Genomic DNA, 8,192 nt, shown 5'->3' with positions numbered 1-8,192 from the left:
AGAGAACAAAACAAATTAACGCTAAAAACAAGCAATAAAAAGGGCCCTAAGGCCCTTTTGGTATCTGTAGTTAATCAATGACAATTCGCATCAGGCAATTAGCTGAAAATAAAATTTTATCCAGTTTAATTAGAAACTGGGTAAAACACCTGCTGGTAAGTAGCTGTTAAAGCTCGCGGTTATTAGCAGGTCAATCGATGCTTGGATATCCGGGGCGAAGAACCTGTCCTTATCGTAATAAGCAACCAGTTCACGTATTTCAGCTTTCGCCTTAGCCACTGCGGCACTAGGCTGTAGCGGTGCACGGAAATCCAGCCCCTGGGCCGCAGCCAGCAATTCGATGGCCAGTACGCCACGGGTATTCTCAGACATATAACGCAGACGACGCGCCGCGAAGGTCGCCATTGAGACGTGATCTTCCTGGTTCGCCGATGTGGGCAAGCTGTCTACCGATGCGGGGTGGGCATAGGTCTTGTTCTCTGAGGCCAATGCCGCAGCCGTCACTTGGGCAATCATAAAGCCCGAGTTAACCCCGCCATTTTCCACTAAGAAGGGCGGCAGCTTAGACAAGTTAGGGTCGATAAGCAGGGCGATACGACGCTCGGCGATAGAACCTAGCTCGGCCAGGGCAAGCGCCAGATTATCCGCCGCCATGGCAACAGGCTCGGCGTGGAAGTTACCACCCGAGATGATATCACCCGTGTCCTGGAATACTAACGGGTTATCTGTCACGCCGTTCGCTTCGACTTCGAGCACACCCGCCGCATGACGGATCTGAGCCAGACAGGCACCGAGCACCTGTGGCTGACAACGAAGTGAGTAAGGGTCTTGTACCTTTTCACAATTAACATGATCTAAGCTGATCTCAGACTCTTCACCTAACAGATGACGGAACAAACCGGCAGAATCTATCTGACCCAGTTGGCCACGAGCCGCATGAATGCGAGAATCGAACGGGCTACGGCTACCCATAGCCGCTTCGACGCTCATGGCACCGATCACTGAGCTGGCCGCGAACAGGTCTTCGGCATTAAATAATCCTTCCAGCGCCATAGCCGTCGATGCCTGAGTACCGTTAAGCAAAGCCAGACCCTCTTTAGCGGCGAGTTCGATTGGCTCCAGACCCGCAATTTTCAGACCTTCTTTAGCCGTCAGGATCTGCCCTTTATGGCTCATCTCACCTTCACCCAGTATCGACAGGCTCATATGTGATAGTGGCGCCAAGTCACCCGATGCCCCCACAGAACCTTTCTCAGGTACACATGGATAAACTTCGGCGTTAACCAATGCGATAAGGAAGTTGATCACCTCGAGGCGAATGCCAGAGAAGCCACGACTCAGGGAGTTAATCTTAAGTACCATCATCAGGCGCACTGTGGCGTCCTGCATGTACTGGCCAACACCCGCGGCGTGTGACAATACGATAGAACGTTGCAGCAACTGCAGGTCTTCGGCGGCAATCTTGGTATTAGCCAAGAGGCCAAAACCTGTGTTGATACCGTAAACGGTGCGATCTTCATCTAAAATCTGCTGCACAATGGCTGCACTGGTATTGATATCGGCAATGGCGCTCTGTGCCAGCTCCAGGCTTATCTTGCCACGACTGATGTCGCGAATTTGAGACAGGGTCAAGGTTCCGGGTGTTAATACTAAATGGCTCATTTCTATTTACCTTCTTCAACAGTATTTTTCGGGCAAGTGTCTAGCATTGGTAGATCCAGGCCCTGCTCTCTTGCGCAATTCTTAGCGAGATCATATCCGGCATCGGCATGGCGCATAACGCCAGTCGCAGGATCATTCCATAATACGCGTCCGAGACGCGCGGCGGCATCATCACTGCCATCGGCAACGATAACCACACCAGAGTGTTGGCTGAAGCCCATACCCACACCACCACCGTGATGCAAAGAGACCCAGGTCGCGCCACTCGCCGTGTTCAACAGCGCATTCATCAAGGGCCAATCAGACACAGCGTCCGAACCATCGAGCATAGATTCAGTTTCACGGTTAGGGCTGGCTACTGAACCAGAATCTAGGTGATCGCGGCCGATAACGATGGGGGCTGATAGCTCACCCGTCTTAACCATCTCGTTGAAGGCAAGCGCCAGACGGGCACGATCCTTCAGACCCACCCAACAAATACGCGCTGGCAGCCCCTGAAACGCGATACGTTCCCGCGCCATGTCTAACCAGTTATGCAGTTGCGGGTTATCCGGGATCAGCTCCTTCACCTTGGCATCTGTCTTATAGATGTCTTCTGGATCGCCGGACAGTGCCACCCAGCGGAAAGGACCTATGCCCTCACAGAACAAGGGACGCACATAGGCTGGTACGAAGCCCGGGAAGTCGAATGCATTCTCGACACCTTCTTCGAATGCCATCTGACGTATGTTGTTACCGTAATCGGTCGTCGCTGCACCCGCCGCCTGCAGGGCAAGCATGGCTCGAACCTGAACCGCCATAGACTGCTTAGCCGCCTTAACCACAGCCGCTTCATCTTGCTTACGCATCTCGGCCGCATGCTCTAGGGTCCAGCCCTGTGGCAAATAACCGTTTAATGGATCGTGTGCCGAGGTTTGGTCGGTCACCACATCTGGGGTAATACCACGCTCCACCAGCTCGGCGAACACATCTGCCGCATTACCAAGCAGACCAACCGAGACTGGCTTACCGCTCGCATTAGCCGCATCGATCATGGCTAGCGCCTCATCGAGAGAGGTGGCTTTCTTATCCACATATTTAGTACGCATACGGAAATCGATGCGAGTCTCGTCGACTTCACAGGTCAGTACCGAGTAACCCGCCATAGTGCCAGCCAGCGGCTGAGCGCCGCCCATGCCACCTAGGCCACCGGTCAAGATCCACTTACCCGCCGAAGAACCACCGAAGTGCTGCTTAGCCATGGCGACGAACGTCTCGTAAGTGCCTTGAACTATGCCCTGAGAGCCGATATAGATCCACGAACCCGCCGTCATCTGACCGTACATGGCCAAGCCTTTCTTATCCAGCTCGTTGAAATGTTCCCAGTTTGCCCAGTGCGGTACCAGGTTAGAGTTAGCAATGATCACGCGCGGTGCATTGCTGTGTGTCTTGAACACGCCAACTGGCTTGCCAGACTGCACCATCAGGGTCTCGTCCTCTTCCAGACGTTGCAGTACTTCGATGATCTTGTCATAGCTCTGCCAATCACGGGCCGCTCGGCCAATACCGCCGTAGACCACGAGATCTTCAGGCCGCTCGGCAACATCTGGATGCAGATTGTTCATCAGCATGCGCATAGCTGCCTCTGTCATCCAGCTCTTACAACTTAGCTTGCTGCCGTGGGGTGCGATTATGCGACGACTAGGGTCGTGTCTCTTATCCATCTTGAAAACCTCTGTTCAATTTATTTTTTGCTTATGTAGCTTTAGTTATATTTGATGTTGTTTTATTTTTACTTGTATATACATCTTCATTTCACGTTAATTCAACTAATCAATCTTGCTCTATCCACCAATCGAAATGCGCAGCAGATCGATTTAGAATGTCAGATGACCGCCTAATCTAAACCTGCTGCCCGGGTGAATTAATCTGGCGTAACTCACCACACCTTTGCGTGACCAGGTACGACGCAAGATCTGCAAACAGGGCTCACTCGCCTCAATCTGCAACTGTTGTTGATTATGCTTATTGGCCACCACGGCCTCTAATGTATGTCTCGCCTCGGTGAGCGGCGCCACCAAAGACAGGTATTCGTGGGGTGTCTGCACTGAAAAATCCTGCAGCAGATAATCGGGGATCAGCTTAGGATTAACGAAACGCTCCTCAAGCTGCAGGGGGATACCCTGCTCGCAATGCACTAATATCGAATAGTAAACAGGACTTCCGGTCTCTAGCCCCAGGGCAATAGCAATAGGCGCTATGGCTTCAATTTCGGTGAGTTCAAGCAGCTTGACGCTATAACCATGGCCCCTGTCTTTGATTTCATCGGCAATGTTACGAATTGCCATCATGGAAGACTGGGACTTGAGCTCGGCAACAAAGGTGCCTAATCCCTGAGATCGCTCGAGCACGCCATCGTCTGTGAGTTCAGTCAATGCACGGCGGGCCGTCATACGGCTGCATTCAAACAGCTCAGCCATCTGGTTCTCCGAAGGCACACGGCTATGCTCCTCCCACTCACCGGATTCGATGCGGGCTAAAATATACTGCTTAATTGCTGCAAACTTGGGCGTCGCCATACCTATCCTTAAATCTGAATTTTGCGATATTAGTACCTAGGCTCTAGAATCTAGAAACTTGCCTTCGACCGATAACGCTTTTCAAACGATGAAATTTACCGCTATAATCCTAGCTTGTATATACAAGTAAATACAAGTTGGATCACAACTTTATTTCTAAAAAATAACAACACTGCAAAAGTGAGGAAAAAATATGTCTTGGGATCAGGTCTGGATTGACGTCAATGTAGCGACTATGTCTCCTTCTGTTTCAGCGCCTTATGGAGCAATAACCGATGCGGCCATTGCAGTAAAGGGGGGCAAGATCGCCTGGGTTGGCCCACGTTCTGAGCTGCCTGAGTTTGACGTGCTGTCAACGCCGGTTTACAGAGGCAAGGGCGGCTGGATAACCCCAGGTCTAATCGACGCCCACACTCACCTAGTATTTGCCGGTAGCCGAGCCAACGAATTTGAGCTCCGCCTCCAGGGGGCCAGCTATGAAGAGATTGCCCGTAGCGGCGGCGGCATCATCTCGACGGTTAAAGCCTGCCGCGAAGCCAGTGAGGCCGAGTTATTCGAGCTAGGCCGCAAGCGCCTCAACGCCTTAGCTAAAGAGGGAGTCACCACGGTCGAAATAAAATCTGGCTACGGCCTGGATACCGAAACAGAACTCAAGTTACTGCGTGTAGCTCGAGAACTCGGCAAGCATCATCACGTAGACGTGAAGACCACCTTCCTCGGCGCACACGCCATCCCCCCTGAATATAAAGATGATGTTGAGGGCTATGTCGATCTGGTCATCAATGAGATGTTACCTGCGGTCATCGAAGCAGGATTGGCCGATGCCGCCGATGTTTTCTGCGAAAATATCGCCTTCAGCGTCGAACAAACCGAGCGGGTGCTGAGCGCCGCCAAGAAAGCGGGCCTGGATATCAAGCTCCACGCCGAGCAACTATCAAACTTAGGTGGCTCAGTCATGGCGGCCAAGCTAGGCGCCAAGTCTGTGGATCATATCGAGTATCTGGACGAAGACGGCATTATCGCCCTCAGTAAGAGCGGCACCTGCGCCACCTTGCTACCCGGCGCCTTCTACTTCCTGCGTGAAACTCAGATGCCACCTATCGAGCTGCTACGCAAACATAAAGTCCCTATGGTGCTGGCCAGCGACTATAACCCTGGGTCATCGCCACTTTGCTCCAGCCTCTTGATGCTCAACATGGGTTGTACCCTGTTCCGCCTCACACCGGAAGAAGCGCTTGCGGGTATGACGCGCAATGCCGCCAAGGCGTTAGGTATCGAAGATAAGGTGGGTGTGTTAGAAGTCGGTATGCAGGCAGATTTCTGTCTGTGGGATATAACTACACCGGCAGAACTGTCTTACACCTATGGGGTTGGGGCATGTGTTGATGTGGTTAAGAACGGACACCTGGTTCATCAATAATTTGGCCACCTGAGCGATGAGGCTTATCCATCGATTTTATTGTAACCCTACAGGGTTGTGGTAATTAGCCAGCTTGATTGATAACCATACTTCATGGTTATCAATTACTTACTGAAACCAACGATTAGCCTGACTGAGCAGGCTATCTAATCATATAACTTTGTTTCATCTGGCGATATGGGTACTTGGTAGTTTTATGGTGCCCATAGCCTTCTTTTTGTAAATCACCTGCAGTGGGCTTATGTGCAAGTGCTTCCTCGGTACGCTGTAAACCCATCCATGGGCGCTCTGCGATTTCATCCCTGAAATCGAAGTCCTCGGCCGTACTTGCACCTAGTTATCTATCTCTTCGATTTAGCCTGTTATAAGGCTTTACACAATGACTGGAATAAATTCCAATAGGCCTTCTTGCTAACCAGCACATTTTATCGATTCTATAAGTCCCAGAAGGAGAGTTCATGTACAAAAAGCATGAACGATCTAATTCACCTGCCCTATAGTGAGAGTTACTTATTATTTAGTAAACTGTTTAACTAAAACAGTTTTACTTTTGGGGAAAGCTTCAAGGTATCCCCATGCTTCCAGTTTCTTATAAACAGATTCAGTTTTTGGTCTTGAATCAACGTCCAATAATCCAATAAACTCCCTAGTTGATGGCACATTCCCACCAACTTCAACCTCATTCGATATATGATCAACAACAGCTGAAAAGTGAGCGTTAGACGCCATAGCCTCCTTTAACCGTTTAATATTTCCCGCTCCATGAATAAGAACCTCAAACAGCTTAGGCATGGCCTGGGCTAACAGTTCTAAATCTTCCACCGACTCACCTACCACTTCTGATAAGTGCTGCAGATCTCTAAGCCCATCTAACTTCTCAATAGAAATATTCATATAGTCCTCTCACACTCCCCACTTAAGTTTCTTAGCTTTTGCATCATAAAATTAGAGCCTAAAATTAGAGCCAGCCATTATAAATCAATTACATACCTAGCTGGACATGCATGTTCAATCCTCAACACAGCATCAGGACTGAAAACTTTAAATGTTTGCTGGTAATTTTGTTAAGCAGGAGGTAAATAGTCTATTTCTGTTCAAAATTATGAATTTCATGCAGCACAAAAGTCAAACCTAAGATGTAGGTCTGAGTGAAACGTAAAGCACTTTAATTATCAGCTAGTTAAGTACTCACAGCTGTGAGCAAAGTGCCGTCGTAGTTTACCCTGGTGCTCACAATAGCGAGTAAGCTCTTGCAGCGTCCCTACAGGGCCATGAAACAACTTGCCAAATTCAGAAGTGATTTTTATCCAGATATCGCTGGAAATATTCAATCGAGTAAAATTAGAGCCAGCCATTATAAATCAGGAAAAATTAGGGGATAAAATTAGAGCCAGCCATTATAAATCAATTACATACCTAGCTGGACATGCATGTTCAATCCTCAACACAGCATCAGGACTGAAAACTTTAAATGTTTGCTGGTAATTTTGTTAAGCAGGAGGTAAATAGTCTATTTCTGTTCAAAATTATGAATTTCATGCAGCACAAAAGTCAAACCTAAGATGTAGGTCTGAGTGAAACGTAAAGCACTTTAATTATCAGCTAGTTAAGTACTCACAGCTGTGAGCAAAGTGCCGTCGTAGTTTACCCTGGTGCTCACAATAGCGAGTAAGCTCTTGCAGCGTCCCTACAGGGCCATGAAACAACTTGCCAAATTCAGAAGTGATTTTTATCCAGATATCGCTGGAAATATTCAATCGAGTGAGTATGTTAACAGCACTTGAAGAAATAGCACCTCGTTTATCATCACGAATAATTCTGCCCGTTTCATCAACTAATTCAAGATAGTCTTCCAGTGAAAAGTTAATGCCTTTTGGCTGGTTGAGGCGCTCATTACCAATGAAAGGCAGTAGACTTTCTGGTTGTTTACCTTTTAAAGCGGCTTTAATTCGTAACTGAAGACTCGTGTGGTCAGAGTCTGCCAGTGTTTTAGCAATTTGGGCTCTAATGGGGTTGAGTTCGACATAGGCCATACAGGCTAGCACTGCCGTTTCATCGAGCAGAGCCTGGCTTTTAAATCGCCCCTCCCAGAAGTGTCCCGTACACTTATCCTCTTTATTCGCCATTCTAGCAATAGGCTCATTTAAGCAGCGCATAAACCAAGATATATCACTTAAACGACTCCGGTATTGCGCTATTGAATGCTTAAGCTGGCTAATTTCAACACTTTCTATTACTTCACCTTTAGCAAACTTTTGAGTGATTTCAGTGCCTTTGAAGACTTGATGCCAATGCTCAACAACCTCCCTATCAGTCCAGCAATTAGACTGATAAATATCGACACTCAGCACAAGGTGCAAATGATTGGACATCACCGCATAGGCCGCTACATCTATGGAAAACGCACTGGCTAATGTCAGTAATTGCGATTCAACCCAGTCACGCCTATGGTCGTAGTTTATTCCGGTTAAAGGATCATCTCCCATTAACATCGAACGGCGGCATAAACGTGAGCAGCAATGGTACCAGGACGTATCTTCGATACTGACTTG

The 8,192-nt window shown here is 48.7% G+C and carries 6 protein-coding genes and 1 pseudogene; 1 reads left to right on the top strand and 6 read right to left on the bottom strand.

Going from position 1 to position 8,192, the window contains the following annotated elements; genetic code table 11:
• Nucleotides 1-129: 129 nt before the first annotated feature.
• From hutH to hutC, 3 genes are all read right to left on the bottom strand, one after another.
• On the bottom strand, nt 130-1,662 hold the full coding sequence (gene hutH, locus HRU42_RS19640; protein ID WP_295033631.1) for a histidine ammonia-lyase: 1,533 nt from the start codon (nt 1,660-1,662) through the stop codon (nt 130-132).
• 2 nt (nt 1,663-1,664) lie between these two features.
• Complete coding sequence (hutU, locus tag HRU42_RS19635; RefSeq protein ID WP_295033629.1) at nt 1,665-3,365, bottom strand: urocanate hydratase; 1,701 nt, start codon at nt 3,363-3,365, stop codon at nt 1,665-1,667.
• Between the two features lie 153 nt (nt 3,366-3,518).
• On the bottom strand, nt 3,519-4,220 hold the full coding sequence (gene hutC / locus HRU42_RS19630; RefSeq protein WP_295033628.1) for a histidine utilization repressor: 702 nt from the start codon (nt 4,218-4,220) through the stop codon (nt 3,519-3,521).
• 193 nt (nt 4,221-4,413) lie between these two features.
• Here hutC and hutI point away from each other — a divergent pair, with 193 nt between their 5' ends.
• A complete protein-coding gene (gene hutI, locus HRU42_RS19625) occupies nt 4,414-5,640 on the top strand; it encodes an imidazolonepropionase (protein ID WP_295033625.1) in 1,227 nt (408 codons plus the stop codon).
• Between the two features lie 513 nt (nt 5,641-6,153).
• Here the strand turns inward: hutI and HRU42_RS19620 are convergent.
• The 3 genes and pseudogenes from HRU42_RS19620 to HRU42_RS19610 all read right to left on the bottom strand — a co-directional run.
• Nucleotides 6,154-6,534 (bottom strand): hypothetical protein, encoded by a 381-nt coding sequence (locus HRU42_RS19620; RefSeq protein ID WP_295033623.1) that lies wholly within the window; start codon nt 6,532-6,534, stop codon nt 6,154-6,156.
• Between the two features lie 278 nt (nt 6,535-6,812).
• Nucleotides 6,813-6,974, bottom strand: a pseudogene (locus HRU42_RS19615) (transposase); the annotation flags it as partial.
• A gap of 264 nt (nt 6,975-7,238) precedes the next feature.
• A partial coding sequence (locus HRU42_RS19610) for a transposase (protein WP_295033621.1) occupies nt 7,239-8,192 on the bottom strand: 954 nt, incomplete at its 5' end.

It is taken from the genome of Shewanella sp., assembly GCF_013214165.1.
GTDB lineage: Bacteria > Pseudomonadota > Gammaproteobacteria > Enterobacterales > Shewanellaceae > Shewanella.
This window is presented reverse-complemented; position numbering and strand designations above follow the sequence as displayed.